Genomic DNA, 18,675 nt, shown 5'->3' on the forward strand with positions numbered 1-18,675 from the left:
GCTCCAGGGCATCCCGAACTCCCTCGCCACAATCTTGCCATAAATGTGGCAAGATTGTGGCTTGACGGCTTTCCCAGTCATGTGATGTCATATCCTCCTCGTTGCAGGAGATATGCCCATGCGCTTTATCACTCTCGTCGCCGCAGCCGCGACGCTCGCCGCCTGCTCTGCCTCTGAAACCTCCGACCCCACCAAACAGGGTTCCACCGTCACGGCGTTCGCGCCGGAAGAGACCGCGGCGGATCGCGCGCTGACCGAAAGTCCCGCGGTCACGCGCCCCGGCACTGCGAAATCCGATGCCCCGCTTAAGCTGCCGGTATCGATCCCCAAGCTCGCTTACGCTTATGCACTCACCTACCTGCTGCCCGGCGACAAGATCGCCGCCACGCAGGACGCCCATCGCGATCTGTGCGAGGAAATGGGCCCGGCACGGTGCCAATTGCTCGCGCTCGAGCGCGGCATCGGCATCGGCAACGAGCAATCGAGCAACGCGTCGCTCAAGCTGCGCGTCGCCGCGTCCGAAGCCCGACGCTTCCAGATATTGCTCGAGCACGACGTCACCGAAGCCGGCGGCCGCACCGATAATGCCAAGATCGCTACCGACGAAGTCTCGAAGCAGATCGTCGATACCGAGGCTCGCATCCGCCAGCGCGAATTGCTCGTGTCACGGCTCACCGAAGCGCTGCGGACGCGCAACGGCACGCCCACCGATCTGCTCGCCGCCGAGCGCGGCGTCACCCAGGCGCAGGAAGAACTCGATCAGGCCAAAAGCTGGCTGAGCGAGCTGCAGGGTCGCGTCGCAATGTCGGAATTCGACATCCGCTACGGCGCGATCGCCCCCTCGGCAACGACCCAGGGCGTCGGCGCCCAGCTTGGCGAAGCAGCGCAGGGCTCGGGCGCTGTCTTCCTGATCGGCCTGCGCTTCGTCCTGTCGCTGGCGATCTATCTGCTGCCGTGGCTCCTCCTCATCGGCCTGCCGGTGTTCGCGCTCCGCGGCCTTCGCAAGCGGCGCCTCGCGATCGACAAGGCCTGAACGATCCGCAAGCACGCTTCGCGGGGCCCAATGTCCGGTGCCGGCACAGCCGCTGCCCGGCGAAGCGTGATTGCACCGCAACACTGCATCCAGTATAGGCCCGAGCCTTCCAGAGCCCCGGCTGTCGTGCGGTCCTTATCCGCGCCGCCGGGGCGACGCTTTTCAGGGGTAAGAGCCGACATGGCACGCCGCCGGCAGATCTACGAAGGCAAGGCAAAGATCCTCTATGAGGGTCCGGAGCCCGGCACGCTGATCCAGTATTTCAAGGACGATGCCACTGCGTTCAACGCGCAGAAAAAGGGCACGATCAACGGCAAGGGCGTGCTCAACAACCGCATTTCCGAGCATGTCTTCACCCTGCTCGGCGGGATCGGCATCCCCACCCACTTCATCCGCCGCCTCAACATGCGCGAGCAATTGATCCGCCAGGTCGAGATCGTCCCGATCGAGGTCGTGGTGCGCAACGTCGTCGCCGGCAGCCTCGCCAAGCGCCTCGGCATCGAGGAAGGCACCCCGCTGCCGCGCACGATCGTCGAATATTATTTCAAGGACGACGCGCTCGGCGATCCGATGGTCACCGACGAGCACATCCTCGCCTTCGGCTGGGCGGCGCAGGAAGAACTGCACGACATGGCCGACATGGCGATCCGCGTGAACGACTTCCTCTCTGGGCTGTTCGCTGGGATCGGCATCCGCCTCGTCGACTTCAAGCTCGAATTCGGCCGCATCTGGGACAATGACTATGCCCGGATCATCCTTGCGGACGAGATCAGCCCCGACGGCTGTCGCCTGTGGGACATGGCGACCAACGAAAAGCTCGACAAGGATCGCTTCCGCCGCGATCTCGGCGGCGAAGTCGAGGCCTATCAGGAAGTCGCGCGCCGGCTCGGCCTCTTCCCCGAGGGCGCCGATTCGGCGGTTCTCGACCTCGAGAGCCATCGCAAGCGCCGCGGCAAGTAGATTTCCCCATCTTCGTCACCCCGGGCTCGACCCGGGGTCCCGCTTCTGTCGTTTCAAGCGGGATCCCGGCTCAAGGCCGGGATGACGGATTTAAGCTCTAGCAGCGCCGAGCCGGGCCCCGAGCCCCACACATGGGCACAAACCACGCTTTCGGGTTGCAGCGCGGCGCGTGGGACGCCATAGGCGCGGCCATGAAGCTCCGCATCATCGTGACGCTCAAGAACGGCGTCCTCGACCCCCAGGGCAAGGCCATCCAGCACGCGCTCGGCGGCCTCGGTTTCAACGGCGTCGAAGACGTCCGCGCCGGCAAGATCTTCGAGCTCGAAGTCGCCGACGGCACCAGTGACGAGAGCATCGACGAGATGTGCCGCAAGCTGCTCGCCAACACGGTGATCGAGAACTATCGGGTCGAAAAGCAATGAAGACCGCGGTCATCGTCTTCCCCGGCTCCAACTGCGATCGCGACATCGCGACCGCGCTGGAAGACGTGACCGGGACCGCCCCGCACATGGTGTGGCACGGCGAGAGCGAACTGCCTTCGGGCATCGGCCTGATCGCCCTGCCCGGCGGCTTTTCCTATGGCGATTACCTGCGCTGCGGCGCGATCGCGGCGCGTTCGCCGGTGGTCCGCGCGGTGGTCGAGGCCGCCGAGCGCGGCGTGCCGGTGATCGGCATCTGCAACGGATTTCAGGTCCTCACCGAAACCGGGCTGCTCCCCGGCGCGCTGATGCGCAATTCGGGGCTCAACTTCGTCTGCCGCAACGTCGCGCTGACGGTGGACAACAGCCAGTCGATCTTCACCAGCGCCTATCAGAGCGGCGAGACGATCACCGTCCCCGTCGCGCATCACGACGGCAATTATTTCGCCGATGCCGAGACGCTCGACCGCCTCGAAGCCGAAGGCCGCGTCGCCTTCCGCTATGCCGAGGACGTCAACGGCTCCGCACGCAACATCGCCGGGCTACTGAACAAGAGCGGCAACGTGCTCGGCATGATGCCCCACCCTGAACGCCGTATCGAAGCCGCCCATGGCGGCACCGACGGCCGCCGCCTGTTCGAGGGACTGCTCGAAGCGGTGGCTTGAGCGTTCGGTCGCCGGATGCGAACATACCACTACCCGATACCGGGCAATGCCTTGAGGGCAGCGCTAATCGCATCGATCAGCGAGCGGATACGCTTGATGCGCGCGCGGCCGGGTACGATGAGGATGGATAGCGGCACCGGCTCTGGCGCGTAGTCTGGTAATACCTGCTCCATTGCCCCGGCCTGCAGAAGGTCGTCCACCAACCAGACATGCGCGGGAGCGATGCCACGCCCCTGTCTCAAGGCTTCCCGGGCGGCGAGGCCGTGATCAACCAGCAGCCGACCGTCGAACGGTATCGAGCATGGCCGCCCCTCCTGCGGGTGGAGAACGAGCATATCGCTTCCGACTATGTTGCTCATGCAGATCGTCTGATGGTGCCGCAAATCATCCGGCCTCTGCGGGCGTCCGTGCTCTTCCAGATAGGCGCGTGAAGCCACGAGCACCCGGCGTGAATTGCCGATGTGCCTGCGCTGCATGGAACTGTCGGCAAGCGGCCCCAATCTGATCGCGATATCCACTGCCTCGCGAACCAAATCGATTTGCACGTCGGACAGTCTGAGGTCGACGCTCACATTTGGATGCTGATCCTGAAACGCGAACAACGCCCGCTGGACATGCCGTACCCCCAATGCGGCGGTGCAGGAAATCCGAATTTTCCCTCCAGGCGATCCCCGCGCTGCGAACCTCATCGGCGGCCTCGTCCACGAGATGCAGGATAGTGCGCGCATTATCGACGTAATCCGTACCCTCGGCCGTGAGCGTGACGCGCCGGGTGGTCCGACTGAGAAGGGTCACGCCAAGCGCGCCCTCCAGCTCGGTGATATGGCGGGTGATGGTCGCCTGGCCGACGCCCTGTTCGCGGGCCACGGCTGAGAAGCTGCCGCGTTCTGCAACGCGGACGAAGCTCCGCATCCTCTCCAACGTGATCGCCGACTTATCCATTTATCGGAACTATCCTATGCGTTTCCGCTATCTACCGAATAACTCGCGCAAGGAATAGCTTTCCGGCCAACCCACAAGCCAACCACCGGACCGGAGAACGTGAATGTCGCCGACCAAGCCCCTTATCACCATCGTCGGCGCATTGAGTAAGCAAGGCCGCAGTGCCGCGCGATCCTTGCTTGAAAGCGGGAATTATCGCGTCCGGGCGCTGACTCGCTGCACGGACTCGGTGGAGGCGCGAAGGCTGGCGCATGACGGCGCAGAACTCATGAACGTGCCGCTGGAGCCGGGGCAAAAACAGGCGATGGTGACGGCCTTCGAAGGCTCCCACGGCGCGTTCCTTATGACGCCCCCTATCGCGCCGCCAGATACCCATGAAGCCGCACTTGGCAGGGAATTAGCCGATGCGGCCGTTGAGGCGGGCGTCCAGCATCTTGTCTTCAGCAGTCTGGAAAACGTCGATCAAATCACGCAGGGAGAAAAATTCGCTCCACATTTTACCGACAAAGCGAATATCGAGAATCATATCCGCACACTACCTGTACAAAGTACCTTCATCATACCTGCCTTCTTTTATACCAACCTGCTTGAATACTATATTCCACGTATGGATGGGGACACTCTTATATTTCCGATCTATCTACCAGAGGATTTCCGGGCGCCTTTCGTCGATCCCACGAGCGCAACCGGGCCCGCGATCCTGGAGATATTCTCCCATCCGGAGAAATATGCAGGCAAGTCCATGCCGATCGTCGGCGACATTCTCTCGCCCCGGGAAATGGTTGCCACGTTCACTCGCGTTACGGGTCGGAAGGCCGCATATAGTTCGGCTTACACACGAGAGGGATTGCTCCATCACTTCCCCGATTTTGCGGCAAACGAACTCTTTGTGCGCGAACTGTTGGGGATGGCGGAATATGCGGCCGAATATGGCTATTATCGCCCGGATCGTGATCTGGCGTGGAGTCGGAAAATAGATCCGAACAGCCTCACATGGGAGCAATTTCTGCGATCGACCGGGTGGCAAGGACAGGCCCAATCCTTCGGCGTTTGATTGGCGAGATCACAAAGGCCCGTGTCAACTTACCCGGCCGCAGCCCGCCTTACAGATGCGCCTCCAGCCACGTCCTGATGTCCGCCATCACTTCTTCCTTGCCCAGATCCGCGAGCAGGTCGTGATAATGATCCTTGTAGAGCTTGAGTGTCTTGTCGGCCGATCCGGCGGTCTCATGGAAGAACACGCTGCCCTCGCACACCGTCGCCTTGTCGGCGGTGCCGTGCAGGATCAGCAATGGCAGCGTGATCGTTGGAAATTCCGCGCGCAGCCGCTCGTCGGCGCGGACCAGAGCCGCCACCGTCGCCGCGGGCTGAGTCTCGTTCTGGGTATAGGGATCGGCGTTCAGCGCCGCGACCCATTCGGGATCGCGTGAGAAATCCTCGTTCTTCAGCTTGAGCACGCCCAGCCGCGGCGCGATGTGGCTGAGCCCCTTGATCGCGGCGAGCGCGAAGCCCGGCGCCGGCACCTGGAAAGCGAAGCTCTCGCAGATGAACCCGTCGATCGTGTCCTGATGATCGAGCGTGTAGAAGGCCGAAGTCACGCCGCCCGCGCTGTGCCCGAGCAGGAACAGCTTGCGGCCGGGATAGCGCGCCCTCGCGATGGCAATGGTGCCGCCGACGTCACTGGCGTAATCGGCGACATCCTCGACATAGAAGCGTTCGCCTTCGGATCGCCCGCGGCCGCGCAGATCGAGCGCGAATACCGCATAGCCGCTCGCGACGAACTGGTCCGCCGCCCAGAGATATTGCCCGCCATGCGAATTGACCCCGTGGCAGATCACCACCACCGCGCGCGGTTCGCCGGCCGGTTCCCAGCTCCGATAGAAGATGTTGAGCCCACCCACTCCCTCGAACGTCGCTTCGGTCGCCGCCATCGTCATTTCCCCTCGCTCGTGGTGGGGCGAGATTGTTACGCATGTGCATCTTCATGCAAGTGCGACGATTGCATCAGCGCGCTTGTGCCGTATTTCCAAATAATTGCGTGGTCCGCGCGAGGAGGAGCAGCGCGCTTGGCCAGACCATGGTGTTCCAGACGTCGTGGAAATTGCCCCAGAGTTCGATCTCGCAGATGATAGACCACGCTGTCGCGCAGGTCCCATGCCTCGCCGATCAGCGCTCCCGCCAGCGCCACTGCCCAGGGCTTCCAGCTGCGGATCGGCCAGCGGAAGATCAGCGCGCTGCCGACGAACAGCAACAGCCCGACATGGACGTGCAGCGCATCCTTGGCGAGGCCGAGATGCTGGATCAGCCAGAATTTGCTCGCCTGGAGCGGGCTCATCAGACCCGGGTGGCGAAGGGCGTGAAGTCGGTCCCCTCGTCATAGACGTCGACGCCCTCGCGCCGCTTGAGGAAGCCGACCACGGCATAAGTGACCGGCGTCAGGATCGCCTCCCATGCCACCTTGAGCGCCCATTGGGTGAACAGCACCTGGATCACCAGCTGCGTCGTCCAGCCTTCGGCCCACAGGAAGGCGAGCGGATAGAAGATCAGGCTGTCGATCCCCTGCCCTGCGATCGTCGAGCCGATCGTGCGTGTCCAGAGCATCCGGCCGCGAGTCCATAATTTCATCCGCGCGAGCACATAGGAATTGACGAACTCGCCCGCCCAGAAGGCACAGACCGAGGCGAGCACGATCCGCGGCACCTGGCCGAAGATCGTCTCATATGCCGCCTGATTGCCCCAGCTCGGTGCGGGCGGCAGTGCCACCACTACCCATGACATCAGCGCCATGAACAGCACCGCAACGGTCCCGGCCCAGATCACCCGGCGCGCGCGGGCATAGCCATAGACCTCGGTCAGCACGTCGCCGATGACGTAGGAGACGGGGAAGAACAGGATGCCGGCGCCGAACGGCCAGTAATCATCGTAGAGCGGCAGCCAGATCTGCGAGACTTTGCCCGCCCCCAGCACATTGGAGAGCAAAAGGATCGTGACGAACGCCGCCATCACGAAGTCGAAATAGCGGAAATGCCCGCCGGCGATGTCGCGCGCGGCGATCGGCGCCGGTCCGTTGTCCCCCTGAGTCATGCCGCGACTATATGGCGGTTCCGCCGCGGCGCAATCCGCGCTAGATGCGCCCCGCGCGCGCCCGTAGCTCAGCTGGATAGAGCACATGCCTTCTAAGCCTGTGGTCGTTGGTTCGAATCCAACCGGGCGCGCCAATCCTTCCATCCTCGTCGCGTGCTGGCGGCCCGGTCCTTAGTCGGAAATCGATTCCGCTTTCGGAATCGATCCCTTCAAGATGTGCTGTCAACTGTACTTTGCCTGCGCAGAACCAGCTCAGCTGCTTGTGAGGGTGTGAAGTATGGACGTGGAAGTAATCGATCGGACCACCGGCAAGGTAACCCATGTCCCCTTCTCGTCCACGCTCGATCTCGACACACCCAGTGTCGTCCGCCTGCACCTCGAACGCTCCGAAGTCGCCAGCGTAGAACGCCAGGGCAATGATCTCATCGTCCGGCTGAAGGACGGAGAGCAGATCCGGATCGTCGATTTCTTCACCGCCGAGCATGGCCTGGGCAGCGAACTCGTCCTGCTCGAGGATGATGGCGCGCAATGGCTCGTCCACACCGGCCCGACGGGGACGCGATACACGCTCCTGAACGACATCGATGAGTTGATCGCGGCCCACAACGACTCGGGCGGCGGCATCAGCTCCGATCTGCTCGGCTTCCTCGGCGTGGGCAGCATCGTCACGGGCGGAGTAATTCTCGCTTTGTCGGACGACGATTCCGATGCTGACGCGGACGCCGACGCCGATGCGGACGCCGACGCCGACGCTGACGCCGACGCGGATGCCGACGCGGATGCCGATGCAGACGCCGATGCGGATGCCGACGCCGATGCCGACGCTGATGCGGATGCCGATGCCGATGCTGACGCCGATGCGGATGCCGATGCGGATGCGGATGCGGATGCCGACGCGGACGCGGATGCTGACGCCGATGCGGACGCCGACGCCGACGCCGATGCGGACGCCGACGCCGACGCTGACGCCGACGCGGATGCCGACGCGGATGCCGACGCCGACGCGGATGCCGATGCCGACGCTGACGCCGATGCGGATGCGGATGCCGATGCGGATGCGGATGCCGACGCCGATGCGGATGCCGACGCCGATGCGGACGCGGATGCTGACGCCGATGCGGACGCCGATGCGGACGCCGACGCCGACGCGGATGCCGATGCCGATGCCGACGCTGACGCCGATGCGGATGCGGATGCCGATGCGGATGCGGATGCCGACGCCGATGCGGACGCCGACGCGGACGCCGATGCGGATGCGGACGCCGATGCCGATGCGGATGCCGACGCCGATGCCGATGCCGATGCCGACGCGGACGCGGATGCTGACGCCGATGCGGACGCCGACGCCGACGCCGATGCGGACGCCGACGCTGACGCTGACGCCGACGCGGATGCCGACGCGGACGCGGACGCGGATGCCGACGCTGACGCCGACGCGGATGCCGACGCTGACGCCGACGCGGATGCCGACGCTGACGCCGACGCGGACGCCGATGCCGACGCCGATGCCGACGCAGATGCCGACGCAGATGCGGACGCCGACGCCGATGCCGACGCTGACGCCGACGCGGATGCCGACGCTGACGCCGATGCGGACGCCGATGCAGACGCCGATGCCGACGCCGATGCGGATGCGGATGCAGACGCAGACGCAGACGCGGATGCCGACGCCGACGCCGATGCCGATGCGGACGCAGATGCCGATGCCGATGCCGACGCCGATGCCGATGCCGACGCCGATGCCGATGCCGACGCTGATGCGGATGCCGACGCAGACGCAGACGCGGATGCCGACGCCGACGCAGACGCAGACGCAGACGCAGACGCCGATATCGACGCCTTCGACAACAACGACACGGTGAACGTGGACCTGTTGCCCGACACGCAACCGGTCGACCACGGAACAGCCGCTTATCTTGCTTTAGTCTCCGTCGGTCTGCTCGACCTTCAGGCCCAGGTGCTGGGTACGCCAAGCGTCCAGTTCACGGTCGAGGACGGTCACACGCTCGACGCGGTGTTCACGTACGACGCCACCCTCAGCATCGGATTGCTCAGCGGCTATTCCGTGATGATCCAGCGTTTCGACGGGACCAACTGGGTCGCGGTCGAGGGTCCCGGAAGCGGCACCTTGCTCGATATCGGATTGCTGAACGGCGATCTCGTTGCCCAGGAAGCGCTCGGGCCTGGCCAGTATCGCGCCTTCGTCACCTTCGAAGGCGTGGGAATCGGGTTGCTGGGCGGCCTCCATGTCACCGGCACGGATTCGGACTTCACCGAAATCGGCGGCGTCGCACCCGGCACCGCGACCGGGAACGTCATCACCGATCCCGGCCCGGGCGGCGAGGTCGATATCGTCGACGCCGGCACCCATGTGCAGAGCGTGACCGTCAACGGCGCGACCACCGCGGTAGTCGCCGACGGCACGGTCGTTGCGGGGCAATATGGAACGCTGACGATCAATCTCGACGGCAGCTACAGCTATACGCCGAGCGCCAGCACGACGGTGATCGGGCAGACGGAGGTTTTCCAATACACCATCATCGACCCGAGCGACGGCGAGCTGGAGACGGCGACGCTGACGATCTCGATCGGCAGCGACGACATCACCGGCGCCCCGCTGGCGGTCGATGACGCCGGAATCGCCACCGTGACCTTCGAGAATGTGGTCACGACAATTCCGCCGACGCAGGAGTTCAGCTTCAACACGCCCATCGCGGTGGTATTGCCGGTCACCCGCAGCGGATCGGACAGCTTCACCGTCGAGCCGAACGCGACCGGCGACGTCACGATCACTGCGATCCGCACCGGTCTGCTGTCGGTCCTGCCGACCTATACGATCACGGTGCAGGACGATGGCGGAGCTGTCGTCGGGACGATCACGCAGACGGCGATAGCCGGCCTGCCGCTCGGCTCGGGCGTCGTCTTCACGCTCGAAGATCTGCCGGCAGGTACGTACACCTACACGGTGTCCAGCACGAACATACTCGGCACCGGGTACGACACGACGGTCTATGTGGGACAGTCGGTCACGCATCTCGACCAGTTCGAAGTGCAGGACACGACTGCCGCCGAGGGCAATCTGCTCGACAACGACAACACCGGCACGGCCTTCGCGGTCGTACGGGTCGAAAGTGGCGGCAGCTTTGTCGAGGTCGGCGATGCACCGCTCGTGGTGACCGGCCTCCACGGCACGCTGACGGTCGATGAGACCGGCAACTATGTCTACGAGCCGAACCCGGCACTGCCCTATTCGGCGACTGATCTGACGGACAGCTTCACGTACCAGATCGTGCAGCCCAACGGGCAAATCGCCACCGCGACACTGGAGGTCACGATCGACGTGCCGGCGGATGGCCCCGCCGCCCTGGCGTTCTCCACATTCATGCAGGACGAGGGTTTCGGCCACGACGTGATCCCGCTCGATGGGGTCGAGGCGACGTCCAATAATCTAGAAGTGCCGGCCAACGGGCTGGATTCACTTGCTTATGAGATGTTCGAAGGTCAGGGCGAACTTGAGGACGTGCTCAATCGCTATCTCGATACACCCGCCGAGACAGATAATGGAACAGACGTTCAAGTTTTGGAGATTGGTACAAATACCATCTTGTCGAGCGAGCCTTCTGACCCATTGGAGTATCTCTCGATTGATGATGAGATAAATAAGATTGGACAAAATTTGTCAGATTTTTCGTAGTCGCAACTATAAATAAGACTAAGTAAGAACACCTATAACTAATGGTATACGGATAGATTTACCCCTGTTAAGATGAATATGTGAACCTTTGTGTCGTCAGGAGGAACGGCACGAATGGTTTTGCCATCGCGATCCAATGATATCAGCAAGACGACATGCGTGGTTACATCGCTCATGCTTGTGCTGATGGCGGCTGGAGCCGCCGCGCAGCGGCAAACGAAGGTGACGCTGGAGAGCGCTGCATTGGAAGCAGTGTCCTGGCACCCTTCGGTCACCCAGGCGGCCGGCATGCTGAATGCGCGCAGCGAAGACATCAACGTAGCGCGCGCCGCTTATGGCCCCCAGATCACCGCCGGCGCCGGCGCCGGCTATGACAGCCGGATCGGCGACAGCTGGCGCCCGCGTCCCCAGTTCGGGGCCTCGCAGACATTGTTCGACTTCGGCAAGACGAAAAGCGATGTCGATGCCGCCCGTGCCGGAACCCGCGCGGGGCATGCGGAAATGCTGCTCACCATCGACACGCTTCTTCGCGACACCAGTTACGCCGTCGTCGAAATGCAGCGCGCCGCAGTGCTGCGCACCGTCGCGGTGGCGCAACAGGCCCGGATCGGCGAAATCACTCGGATGGTGCGCGCGCGCTACGAGCTCGGCGCCGCGACCAAGTCCGACGCGCTTCAGGCCCAGGCCCGGCTAGAAGCCGCCGAGGCGACGCTCACCCAGATCGATGCCTCGCTGCGCCGCTGGGGCAGCAACCTCGCCTTTCTGCTCGGGCGCGACGCGCCCCGCCGATGTCTCGGCCGAAGTACCGGCATGGCTCGACAGGAGCTGCAACCGCGGCCCGCGCACTTTCGGCGATGTGCCGGCGGTGATGGTGGCGGATGCGCTCAAGGATCGCGCGGCCGCCGATCTGCGGCGCAGCCGGGCCGATCGGATGCCGACGATCTCGCTCGCCGGCGATGCGTCACCCGACATCACCCGGCCTTTCAGCAACCGCGGAATCTACAATTTCGGAATACGGATCTCCACCAGCGTCTTCAACGGCGGTGCGGCGCGTGCGCGCGAACGCGGCGCCGGCTATGCGCTGAACGCCGCCGAGGCCGCGGCCGAGCAGGCGCGCACCGAATCGGGCCTGCGCCTGAGCGAAGCGCAGGAGCAGATCGGCGGACTTCGGCAGCTGCTCACCACGCTGGCATCGCGCGAGCGCAACATGGAGCAGACCGGAAAGCTCTACCGGCTTCAATATCTCGACATGGGAACACGCACCCTCGTCGATCTGCTCAACGCCGAACAGGAACTGCATCAGGTTCGCTTCGACGAAGTGAACACCGTTCACGACCTGCGCCGGCTGCAAGTCGAGTGCCTCTATTATTCGGGACACGCTCGGGAGGCGTTCGGTTTGTCGGGCAAGGTTATGCGGGGAATTACCTTGTGACCGTCCAGGCGCTGGCCCCGATCGAGCCTACCGAGACCGCCCCCATCGACGGCTGGATCGAAGTGCTTGGACAGGCGGCGCGTCATTTCAGGCTGCCGGTTTCCGAACAGCGCGCCCGGCTCGCCGGCTTGTGGCGCGCGGACCGGAGCGAGACCGAATGCGTCGCCGCGATCGCACGCGCCAATGGGCTCGCAGTATATTTCGTCGAGCGGAAGGCCATGCGGCTGACGAGCTGGCGACTGCCGGTGATCGCCTGCCTGTCGAGCGGCGATCTTGTGCTCATCACCGGGGTCGACGGCTACGACGCCGCGATATGCCATGTCGCCGGCGAGGGCGGGATGCAGACCCGCCTGCCCCTTTCCGAGCTCGAGGAATATGTCGAGCGCTACGCCGTGCTGCGGCCGCTCCGGTCCACGCCGGACGCGCGGGTCGACACCTATATCAAGCCGTTCGAGGAGAATTGGCTGCGCCGCATCCTGCTGCGCGACGGACGCGCTTATGGTCATGTCGCAGTCGCTTCGATCGTGACGAACTGCCTCGGCATCGCCGGAGTGCTGTTCTCGATGCAGGTCTATGACCGCGTCGTGCCGGCGCAATCGCTGCCGACGCTCTATATCCTCTTCACCGGCGTTCTGATTGCGATCGGCTTCGATTTCCTGCTCCGGCGCCTGCGCGTGAGCCTGATCGACATCCTGGGCAAGCGCGCGGACCTGCGCATTTCCGATATCGTGTTCGGCCATGCACTGCGCATCCGCAACCGCGCGCGGCCCACCTCGACGGGGTCGTTCATCGCGCAGCTGCGCGATCTCGATCAGGTGCGGGAGCTCCTGACCTCGACCACCGTCGCAGCGCTCGTGGACATCCCCTTCCTCCTGCTGTTCCTGACGGTGCTGTTCTTCATCGGCGGTTCCCTCGCGTTCGTGCCGATCTGCGGGCTGTTCCTGCTGCTGGTGCCAGGCGTGATCATCCAGCGCCGGCTGCGCGCGCTGGCGACCGAATCGATGCGCGAAAGCTCGCTTCGCAACGCGATGCTGATCGAGACGGTGCAGGGCATTGAGGACATCAAATGCCTCCAGGCCGAAGAACGCTTCCAGCGCCAATGGAACCACTACAACGCTGTCGCCGCAGAAGCGCAGCTCAAGCTGCGCGGACTCACCAACGGCCTCGCTGCCTGGACCCAGAATGTGCAGACGGGCGCCTATGCCACGATCGTGTTCGTAGGGGCGCCGATGGTGATCGCGGGCGGCCTCACGACCGGCACTTTGGTCGCCGCGGCGATGCTGGGCTCGCGAATGATGGCGCCGATGGCGCAGGTGACGTCGCTGCTCAGCCGCTTCCAGCATGCGCGTGTCGCGATGGGCAGCCTCGATCAGATCATGGCGCTGCCGGTGGACAGCCCCGACGCCGGGCATCGTATTCCGCTCGCCGCCGCAGCGGGCAGCTTTTCGCTCCGCTCGACGGTGTTCAGTTATGCCGATCCCAACGCGCCGCCGGCGCTGTCGATCGCGCAGCTCGATATCGCGGCGGGCGAGAAGATCGCAGTGCTCGGCCGCAACGGAGCGGGCAAGTCGACTCTGCTCCAGGGTCTCTCGGGGATGCTCGAGCCGACCTCGGGCGAGATCCTGCTCGACAATCTCGCGCTCCATCAGATCGACCCGGCCGATGTCCGCCGCGATGTCGGCCTGCTGACCCAGAACAGCCGGCTGTTTCATGGAACGTTGCGCGAGAACCTGCTGCTCGGCGCTCCCAATGCTACTGCCGCCGAGATCCAGGCCGTGCTGGCGTTGACCGGCTCCGATGCCTTTATCCGCCGGCTGCGCGACGGGCTCGAGCACGTGGTCCTCGAAGGCGGCATGGGCCTTTCGGGCGGGCAGGTCCAATCGCTGCTGCTTGCGCGGATGCTGCTGCGTCAGCCAATGGTGGCACTGCTCGACGAGCCGACCGCCGCAATGGACGAGACCGCCGAGCGCGAGTTCATTCAGCGCTTCCGCGGCTGGAGCACCGATCGCACGGTCATCGTCGCGACTCACCGGATGCGCGTGCTGGAGCTGGTCGACCGCATCATCGTCCTGGACAATGGCGCCATCGCACTGGACGCACCGAAGGTCGCCGCGCTCGAACGGATGCGCGCGGCGCCGAGGCAGGCCGCATGACCGCGCTCGCTTACCATAGTGCCGACGCGTTCGGCGACGAGGGCCGCGGGCGCCTTGCCGCCTCGACGCGGATCGTCTGGCTGATCGCTGCACTGTTTGCCGCGCTGCTAGCCTGGGCGACCTATGCCGCTCTGGACGAGGTCGCGACCGGCGCCGGCCGAGTCGTCCCCATCAAGAGCGATCAGGTACTGCAGTCGCTCGAAGGCGGCATCCTCGCGAAGCTGATGGTGCGGCAAGACGATATCGTGAACCCGGGCCAGATCGTGGCGCAGCTCGATCCCACCCAGGCGGGATCGACGATGGACGAGAGCACCGCCAAATATCGCGCGGTCCAGGCCAGCGTCGCCCGGCTCCATGCCGAGGTAAACGGCGTACCGCTCAAATTCCCCGCCGAGCTCGAGGAGTTCCCCGAGCTCAAGGCCGACGAGACTCGTCTTTACGGGGCCCGCCGCGGATCGCTGAACGACTCACAGGCGCTGATCGACAAGTCGATCTCGCTGGTCAGCAAGGAACTGGACATCGCCGAGCGCCTGTTCGCGGTCGGCGCCGCCAGCAGTGTCGAGATGCTCCGCCTCCAGCGGCAGCGCGCCGAGCTCGAACTCAAGAAATCGGACCTGCGATCGCTGTATGTGGTCGAGGCGCGGCAAGATCTCGCCAAGGCGACCGAGCAGATGGAAGCGCTCGAGCCGATCGTGCGCGGACGTTCCGATACGCTCAAGCGGCTGACGCTGCGCTCGCCGGTGCGCGGCATCGTCAAGAGCATCGAAGTATCGACGATCGGCGGCGTCGTTCCGCCCAACGGCAAGATCATGGAGATCGTGCCGCTCGACGATCGGCTGCTGATCGAAGCGCGCATGGCGCCGCGCGACATCGCCTTCATCCGGCCCGGCCAGCGCGCGAGCGTCAAGATCTCCGCTTACGACTATTCGATCTATGGCGGGCTCGAAGGAAAGGTGGTCAGCATTTCGCCCGATACGATCCGCGACGAAGTGAACCCCGACATCTTCTATTATCGCGTGTTCGTCCGCACGGGCGACGACGCTCTCGTGAACAAGGCCGGCAGGCGCTTCCCGATCAGCCCCGGCATGATCGCCACCGCCGATATCCACACCGGTAGCAAGACCGTGCTGCAATATCTGGTGAAGCCGCTCAACCGCGCCCGCGAAGGACTTCGCGAACGATGAACGCTCAGGAGCGCCTCGCGCGTCTGCGCGTCGCGACGCAAGCGGCGCCGGTGGTCACATGCGAGGCAGGCCCGCGCGTGATCCTGTTCCTGTCCTTCAGCGACGGGCGCACGCGGGCTCGCGTAGTGACGGGAACCGGCCCGGACGCCGATACGGCGTGGAACGTGGCGGCGGCGCGGCTTCCCGGCGAGGCGGATACACTGCGCTGGCTCCGTGCCGATTGGGTGAATGCCGTCGATCGCACGGACTGGCGCCAGCTTCGCGAACGTCTCGGGCGTACGAAGCGCAACTATTTCCGCCTCGGCGTCTCGCTCGACGGCGATCTCGCGCATGCGTTCCTGGAAACCGAGCTCAACGCCAATGCATGTTTCTACGGCGGCCGCACCGAGCCCTGCGCCACGCTAAACGAACGGAACTTCGCGACCTATGCGCAGCGCCGCCACGGCATCACGGCGATCGACTTCGCCGATGCGGTGCCGGTGTGGACCTTCTCGACCGGCGGCGCCTTTATCGGCGAGGACGGCGTGCTCCATCCGCTCGAACCGACCGGGCGCGACGGCGGGCGCCGCAGAGTCGCACAGCTCGGATCCGACACACTCACCGCCCTGATCGCGGACGGCAGCTTCTATCTGGCCCGTCAGGTCCGCGAGGATGGGCGTTTCGACTATGGCTGGCATCCCTGTTTCGACCGGCCGATCGCCGCCTACAATGCCTTGCGCCACGCGAGCTCGACCTATGCCATGCTCGAAGCGTGGGAAGTCACGCGCGATCCGGTGCTGCTGGCGGCGATCGAGCGCGCACTCGATGCGCTGACCAACCGGTTGATCCAGCAAGTGAAGCTGCCCGACGACGCGAGCGCGGCGTTCCTCGTCGATGAGGGCGACGAGATCAAGCTCGGCGGCAATGCCGTGTGCGTCCTCGCGCTCGCCAAATATGAGGAGCTGACCGGCAGCACCGCTTATCGCCCGCTGCTGGAGCTGCTCGGAGAGGGCATCCTCCACATGCAGGACGCAGGTAGCGGCCGATTCGTGCATGTCCTCAATCATCCCGCGCTCGACGTGAAACAGCCGTTCCGGATCATCTATTATGACGGCGAAGCGGCGTTCGCGCTGATGCGCCTCCATGATCTGACCGGTGACGGGCGCTGGATCGCGGCGGTCGAGCATGCCTTTGTCCACTTCCTCGCCGCGGGCCATGCGCGAGCGCACGATCATTGGCTCGCTTATGCCGCGGATGCCCTGACCAGGCACCGGCCCGACGATGCCTGGTTCCGTTTCGGCGTGGACAATGTCCGCGATTATCTCGACTTCGTCGCCAACCGCATCACCACCTTCCCCACCCTGCTCGAGCTGATGACCGCCAGCGAACGCCTGGTCTCGCGACTGCGCGCGGATCCTGCGCGGCACCCTCTGCTCGACGGCTTGGATCTGCCGGCATTCTACCGCGCACTGCACCTTCGCGCGCACTATCTGCTCAACGGTCATTTCTGGCCCGAGCTGGCGATGTTCTTCGCAAACCCTGCGCGGATCGCGGGAAGTTTCTTCATCCGCCACCACGGCTTTCGCGTACGGATCGACGATGTGGAGCATTATCTCTCCGGGTTGATCGCCTATCGCCGCTATCTGCTCGAACGGCCCCGCGGACACGAGACGGAATTGCCCCGCAGCGCGACCGGCTGGACCGCAGCCGGCGTCGCGGGTGCGACCGGCGGCCGATGGGTGACTCCGCCGCCCGACGGCTGGACCGCCGCGGGCTTGTGCATCTTCGCGCCCAGCTTCCGTCCAGGCGACATGGTGGTCGCCCGCAGCGGCGAGAGCGTGGCCGGCCTCGCGCCGCCCGCGCTCGCCGCGCTGCCCGCCGCACCCGCGGCGCTTCTCACCAGCGCGCCCGAAGCGTTGCCGCAGTCCGGCGTGCCGATCCTCGAGGTTGCCGACACCGGCGAGGCGATCCTGGCGCTCGGCCGTCATGCACGCGCGCAATATACGGGCAAGCTGATCGGCGTTACCGGAAGCGCCGGCAAGACCACCATGGTCGCGATGCTCGCACATGCGCTGACGCCCTATGGCGCAGTCGCCCAGACTCGTTTCAACGCGAACCTGCCGCACGGCACCGCGTGGAATCTGGCGTCGGCCGATTGGTCCACGCCGCACACCGTGCTCGAACTCGCGATCGGCCGGATGCGTCAGAATGCCGAACTCGCGCGGCCCGACGTGGCGGTCTTCACCAATATTCTTCCCGCCCATCTCGAATATCACCGCGACCTCGCGACGATCGCGTTGCGCAAGAGCGCAGTCTTCGAAGGCATGAGGCCAGGCGGCATCGCCGTTCTCAACCGCGACATGCACGAGTGGAACGCGGTGCGCGACCGCGCCCTCGCGCAGGGCCTCGAGATCCTTTCCTACGGTCTTGGCGCCGATGCCGCCTTCCGGCTGCTGCATTATGATGCGGCTTCCGGCGAGGTGCATGCGCAGACCCCGCCGGTGAAACCCGCTACCGGCTGGGCGCGCGCGGTGCGCATATGGCGCTCAACAGTCTCGCGGTTGCCGCAACGCTCGCCGCCCTCGGACAAGAAGCAGCGCCGGGCCTGGAGACACTCGCGCAGTTCGACTCGCTCGATGGACGCGGCGCCGAATGGCCGTTGGTCGTCGGCCACCGCCGCGTGACGATCATCGACGATTCCTACAACGCCAATCCGGGATCGATGGAGGCGGCGCTGCGCCGACTGGGCGATCTGCAAGGACGCGGTCGGGTCGCAGTGCTGGGCGAAATGCTGGAGCTCGGCCCCGAAGCCGCCGCCTATCACACCGCCCTGGCACCATTGATCGAAGCCTGCGGCATCCGCCAGGTGCACACGGTCGGAAATCTCTATGAGGAATTCCGCACGCGCGTCGGCCGGCAGCGCCATGGGCTCCACGTAGCGCAGGCCGAAATGCTCGAACCGGGGCTGCTCGCGATGCTTCAGGATGGCGATGTCGTGCTGCTCAAGGGATCGCACGGCAGCCTGATCCACCGCATCGCGGCGCAGCTGCGGCAATTGTCGCGGGAGCAGGCGAGCGCGGAGCGGATCGACCCACCCGTCCGTCCGGCCAAGGCTGCAGCCCGATGAAGA

Annotated in this window: 16 protein-coding genes, 1 tRNA gene and 2 pseudogenes; 14 read left to right on the forward strand and 5 right to left on the reverse strand. The window is 64.9% G+C overall.

Annotated features, from left to right (window positions below):
* The first annotated feature begins 118 nt into the window (after window positions 1–118).
* The 4 genes from PIB19_RS06905 to purQ all read left to right on the forward strand — a co-directional run bounded on the left by PIB19_RS06905 (window position 119) and on the right by purQ (window position 3,077).
* The gene (locus PIB19_RS06905) at window positions 119–1,033 is read left to right on the forward strand and encodes a DUF4349 domain-containing protein (protein WP_271240198.1); all 915 of its coding nucleotides are present in this window, start codon (window positions 119–121) and stop codon (window positions 1,031–1,033) included.
* Between the two features lie 180 nt (window positions 1,034–1,213).
* Window positions 1,214–1,993 carry a phosphoribosylaminoimidazolesuccinocarboxamide synthase gene (purC, locus tag PIB19_RS06910; RefSeq protein ID WP_056613695.1) on the forward strand — a complete coding sequence of 260 codons (780 nt, stop codon included), beginning with the start codon at window positions 1,214–1,216 and terminating at the stop codon, window positions 1,991–1,993.
* A 191-nt stretch (window positions 1,994–2,184) separates the two neighbouring features.
* Entirely contained in the window at window positions 2,185–2,415 is a 231-nt protein-coding gene (purS, locus tag PIB19_RS06915; RefSeq protein ID WP_271240199.1) for a phosphoribosylformylglycinamidine synthase subunit PurS, read from the forward strand.
* Window positions 2,412–3,077: a phosphoribosylformylglycinamidine synthase subunit PurQ gene (gene purQ / locus PIB19_RS06920; protein WP_271240200.1), complete on the forward strand. Its 666-nt coding sequence runs from the start codon at window positions 2,412–2,414 to the stop codon at window positions 3,075–3,077. The genes purS and purQ overlap by 4 nt, the downstream gene beginning before the upstream one ends.
* A gap of 29 nt (window positions 3,078–3,106) precedes the next feature.
* Here purQ and PIB19_RS06925 read toward each other — a convergent pair whose 3' ends face one another.
* The gene (locus PIB19_RS06925) at window positions 3,107–3,805 is read right to left on the reverse strand and encodes a substrate binding domain-containing protein (protein WP_336297281.1); all 699 of its coding nucleotides are present in this window, start codon (window positions 3,803–3,805) and stop codon (window positions 3,107–3,109) included.
* On the opposite strand from PIB19_RS06925, the gene PIB19_RS06930 reads away from it, so the two are divergent.
* On the forward strand, window positions 3,714–3,950 hold the full coding sequence (locus tag PIB19_RS06930; protein WP_271241078.1) for a hypothetical protein: 237 nt from the start codon (window positions 3,714–3,716) through the stop codon (window positions 3,948–3,950). The genes PIB19_RS06925 and PIB19_RS06930 overlap by 92 nt on opposite strands.
* On the opposite strand, the pseudogene PIB19_RS23550 reads toward PIB19_RS06930, so the two are convergent.
* A pseudogene (locus PIB19_RS23550) lies at window positions 3,882–4,019 on the reverse strand (LysR family transcriptional regulator); the annotation flags it as partial. The gene PIB19_RS06930 and the pseudogene PIB19_RS23550 overlap by 69 nt on opposite strands.
* Window positions 4,020–4,122: 103 nt before the next feature.
* On the opposite strand from PIB19_RS23550, the gene PIB19_RS06935 reads away from it, so the two are divergent.
* A complete protein-coding gene (locus tag PIB19_RS06935) occupies window positions 4,123–5,073 on the forward strand; it encodes an NmrA/HSCARG family protein (protein WP_271240202.1) in 951 nt (316 codons plus the stop codon).
* Between the two features lie 49 nt (window positions 5,074–5,122).
* Here the strand turns inward: PIB19_RS06935 and PIB19_RS06940 are convergent, their stop codons facing one another.
* Genes PIB19_RS06940 through PIB19_RS06950 form a run of 3 tightly spaced genes read right to left on the reverse strand, consistent with a single transcriptional unit; the run spans window position 5,123 to window position 7,103 of the window.
* Window positions 5,123–5,950 carry an alpha/beta hydrolase gene (locus PIB19_RS06940; protein WP_271240203.1) on the reverse strand — a complete coding sequence of 276 codons (828 nt, stop codon included), beginning with the start codon at window positions 5,948–5,950 and terminating at the stop codon, window positions 5,123–5,125.
* Between the two features lie 35 nt (window positions 5,951–5,985).
* On the reverse strand, window positions 5,986–6,354 hold the full coding sequence (locus PIB19_RS06945; RefSeq protein WP_271240204.1) for a hypothetical protein: 369 nt from the start codon (window positions 6,352–6,354) through the stop codon (window positions 5,986–5,988).
* Window positions 6,354–7,103 carry a queuosine precursor transporter gene (locus PIB19_RS06950; RefSeq protein WP_271240205.1) on the reverse strand — a complete coding sequence of 250 codons (750 nt, stop codon included), beginning with the start codon at window positions 7,101–7,103 and terminating at the stop codon, window positions 6,354–6,356. The genes PIB19_RS06945 and PIB19_RS06950 overlap by 1 nt, the downstream gene beginning before the upstream one ends.
* Before the next feature lie 57 nt (window positions 7,104–7,160).
* Between PIB19_RS06950 and PIB19_RS06955 the strand changes: the two genes are divergently transcribed.
* The 8 genes and pseudogenes from PIB19_RS06955 (at window position 7,161) to PIB19_RS06990 (ending at window position 18,672) form a co-directional block, all read left to right on the forward strand.
* Window positions 7,161–7,237, forward strand: a tRNA-Arg gene (locus tag PIB19_RS06955).
* 143 nt (window positions 7,238–7,380) lie between these two features.
* The gene (locus PIB19_RS06960; RefSeq protein WP_271240206.1) at window positions 7,381–10,797 is read left to right on the forward strand and encodes a BapA/Bap/LapF family large adhesin; all 3,417 of its coding nucleotides are present in this window, start codon (window positions 7,381–7,383) and stop codon (window positions 10,795–10,797) included.
* A gap of 288 nt (window positions 10,798–11,085) precedes the next feature.
* Window positions 11,086–11,508: pseudogene (locus tag PIB19_RS06965) on the forward strand (TolC family protein); the annotation flags it as partial.
* 13 nt (window positions 11,509–11,521) lie between these two features.
* Entirely contained in the window at window positions 11,522–12,229 is a 708-nt protein-coding gene (locus tag PIB19_RS06970; protein ID WP_271240930.1) for a TolC family protein, read from the forward strand.
* On the forward strand, window positions 12,226–14,382 hold the full coding sequence (locus tag PIB19_RS06975; protein ID WP_271240931.1) for a type I secretion system permease/ATPase: 2,157 nt from the start codon (window positions 12,226–12,228) through the stop codon (window positions 14,380–14,382). Before PIB19_RS06970 ends, PIB19_RS06975 begins: the two co-directional genes overlap by 4 nt.
* The gene (locus PIB19_RS06980) at window positions 14,379–15,566 is read left to right on the forward strand and encodes an HlyD family efflux transporter periplasmic adaptor subunit (protein ID WP_271240207.1); all 1,188 of its coding nucleotides are present in this window, start codon (window positions 14,379–14,381) and stop codon (window positions 15,564–15,566) included. Before PIB19_RS06975 ends, PIB19_RS06980 begins: the two co-directional genes overlap by 4 nt.
* Entirely contained in the window at window positions 15,563–18,229 is a 2,667-nt protein-coding gene (locus tag PIB19_RS06985; RefSeq protein WP_271240208.1) for a Mur ligase family protein, read from the forward strand. Before PIB19_RS06980 ends, PIB19_RS06985 begins: the two co-directional genes overlap by 4 nt.
* A complete protein-coding gene (locus PIB19_RS06990; RefSeq protein WP_271240209.1) occupies window positions 18,205–18,672 on the forward strand; it encodes a glutamate ligase domain-containing protein in 468 nt (155 codons plus the stop codon). Before PIB19_RS06985 ends, PIB19_RS06990 begins: the two co-directional genes overlap by 25 nt.
* The last annotated feature ends 3 nt before the right edge of the window (window positions 18,673–18,675 follow it).

Source organism: Sphingomonas sp. 7/4-4, assembly GCF_027941955.1.
In the GTDB taxonomy this organism is placed as follows: domain Bacteria; phylum Pseudomonadota; class Alphaproteobacteria; order Sphingomonadales; family Sphingomonadaceae; genus Sphingomonas.